Below are 2,596 nucleotides of genomic sequence, written 5' to 3'. Positions count from 1 at the left end.
GAAGTAAAGGAAAACGGGTATTTAAAAGACGGTAAGATAATAGACCTTTTAATGTCGCAACTTACAGATGAAGACAGAGTAAGACTTAACAGATATACTGATAAGGATATGCAGTTTAAAATATTTTTAGATGGTCATAAAGATATAACAGATAAAGATAGAAAACAGTTATTGACTGAAATGCAGAAAATAACAAATTATATACTTGAAGAGAAAAAAACTTGTAAAGATGGAAACTGTAAATATGAAATTATTAGAAAAAAAGATGAAAAAGGGAATTTTATTAAGAAAGGTGAAAAGGAATATCCGACAGGAAATAAATTAATAGGGGATTTATTGGAAGCAAAAGAAGAAGTATCGGTGACTAATCATAAAGACCCGAATAAATGGGTAGTAGGTTCAGAAACATCAGGAGCAAAAGGGACAAAAGCAAAAATAGATATGACAGATATAGCAGTATTATTAGTATGGGATTCAGTAAATAAGAGGTCGGTACCTGAAGAAGAGGAAAAGTTTATAGAATATGCCCATGAACTAATACATATTCATCGATTTATATTTGGAAGATTTGCATGGAACAATAAAACAGGAGAAATGGATTTAGGAACTCATTGGGCTATAGATAAAAATGGAATTGTAAGGGAAGATATATGGATAGATGATAAAGGAAATAAAAATATCGGCAAACCTACTTATGGATTAATTGAAGAGTATGGAACAATAGGAATAGGGAATAAATCAGAAAAAAGTGCAGGAACTATAGGAGTAACCGGTGAATATAATATAAAAGGTGATATAACAGAAAATATGATAAGGAAAGAACATGGCATAAGATATAGAGCATTTTATAGAACAAATGAGCCAAAAGTTAAAGAAAAGAAAAAACAAGATGAAATATACAATAATTTTCTAAAGAAAATGGAAAGGAAGTAAAATGATGAAAAAAAGAATTACAATAGTTATATTATTTTTTATGATTATTTTAATAAATAGTTATGGAAGTGAAAATTTAAATAATTTAAAACTACAGAAAATAAAGTCAACAAGCTTTACAGGAGGAATAGATTATATATTAAATGATAGTAGTCCGTATGAAATGATATTTTATTTTAAATTATATGATTTACAAGAGAATACAGATAGTAATAAGTTTTTTGATGAAAATAAAGAAATAGCAATAAAAATGTTTAATTCAGAATATTTACATAGTCATTATACACAGGAATACATTCAGTTAAAAAATGGAGAAAAATTTTTATACGGAAAAATTACTGCTATGCCGAGTTATGTAGGAATGTTAAAGTTGGAACTATATTTTATAGATAAAAACAATGTCGAAAAAAAGAAAGTTTTATATAAGAAAATGGACATAGAAAAAGAATCTATTTATCCTATTTTAAGAAAAATTAATGCAGATAAGACAGAGGGGTTTTCTGTGGCACTTCCTTATGCAGAGGAAATAGGAATAATAACGGAAAAAAAGAAAATACATAAAAAAATAAATTATAATTATGGACAATTTGGAAATTTTTCAAATGAAGAAATAGAATTATATGCGTATTTATTAGGATTTTTTAAAGATGAAATACCAAAAGAGTTTTTGGAATTAAAGAGAAAATATTTAGATGAAATGATGAAAGATTAGAATTTACGATATTTTGATGAAAAAACAGTAGGTATTAAATACTGAAATAAATTTCGGCATTCAAAATTTTTTGAATAAATATGAAATTATGCTGAAAAGGAAAACAGCTGTTTGAGAAGAAGAGAGTTTGCTGTTTTCCAAGCATAATGAATATTTATGAGGTATAAAAAATTTTGTAGCCGATAGCAGGAGTGTGAGGGCGGCAATGAGCCCTCACGGAAGAAAGGAGAAGTGATAGCTATGAAAAAGAGTTTAATAATAACATTTACTTTTCTCCTATTACTTTCACAGTGCGGAAAAATATTAAAGTTAATTCAAGATGCGAAACATAGGAAAGTAAGTAGACAAATATTAAATGATTTGGTAATAGAAATGAAAAGAGACTATAATTTAATAGTTGATAAAGATAATTATGAAGTAAAAGCATTAGGAGTAATACCGAGGAGTGTACTCCCAGTATATTATTTCGGAATAATAAAGAAAGGAAAAGTAGAGTACAAATCAAAATATTTTGAGGAATATGAAAATGATTATTATGTTTTTGAGGGAAATGAGTATGATGAAGATAAATGGGGATTTAAGTTTTCACAGAATTTATTTGGAATGCTGAGTTTTGGATTGAGATCATATGTATTGAATAATCTATTATACGATAAATCGAAAGGAAATAATTTTGAAGAAATAGAAAAGATATTTATCGAGTCAGGATATAAAATAAAACCTTATATTTTTAATTTTTGGGTATGTGGAGAAATAGAAGATGATATAGGGGGAGGGGGGGGAGGATATTTAAATTTTGTAAAAGATGAGAAATGTAATGAGGAAATTCGTGATAAAATAACACAAAGGAGAGTAAGAATAGGGATAAAGAAATATATGGAAAAATTCAAAGAGTATTTCAGTGTTGAAAGAGAACTTGAGACAATAGATTGGGAAGAATATATGAAATTT

General features: G+C 27.2%; 3 protein-coding genes. All 3 read left to right on the top strand.

Annotation, left to right across the window (positions count from 1 at the left end; all coding sequences use genetic code 11):
- Positions 1-933 (top strand): hypothetical protein (locus EII29_RS12220; protein WP_158612529.1); only part of this gene is annotated, 933 nt, incomplete at its 5' end.
- A gap of 4 nt (positions 934-937) precedes the next feature.
- Complete coding sequence (locus tag EII29_RS11135) at positions 938-1,645, top strand: hypothetical protein (protein ID WP_125237579.1); 708 nt, start codon at positions 938-940, stop codon at positions 1,643-1,645.
- 240 nt (positions 1,646-1,885) lie between these two features.
- A partial coding sequence (locus EII29_RS11130; protein WP_148096426.1) for a hypothetical protein occupies positions 1,886-2,596 on the top strand: 711 nt, incomplete at its 3' end.

Origin of the sequence: Leptotrichia sp. OH3620_COT-345 (assembly GCF_003932895.1) — a bacterium.
Lineage (GTDB): Bacteria > Fusobacteriota > Fusobacteriia > Fusobacteriales > Leptotrichiaceae > Pseudoleptotrichia.
Note: the sequence above shows the minus strand (reverse complement) of the source record. Positions and strands in the feature narration are given on the sequence as shown.

Bases quoted from the DNA above. Each gene is read 5' to 3' on its own strand.
- EII29_RS11135 (WP_125237579.1), top strand. From the start codon at position 938: ATGAAAAAAAGAATTACAATAGTTATATTATTTTTTATGATTATTTTA.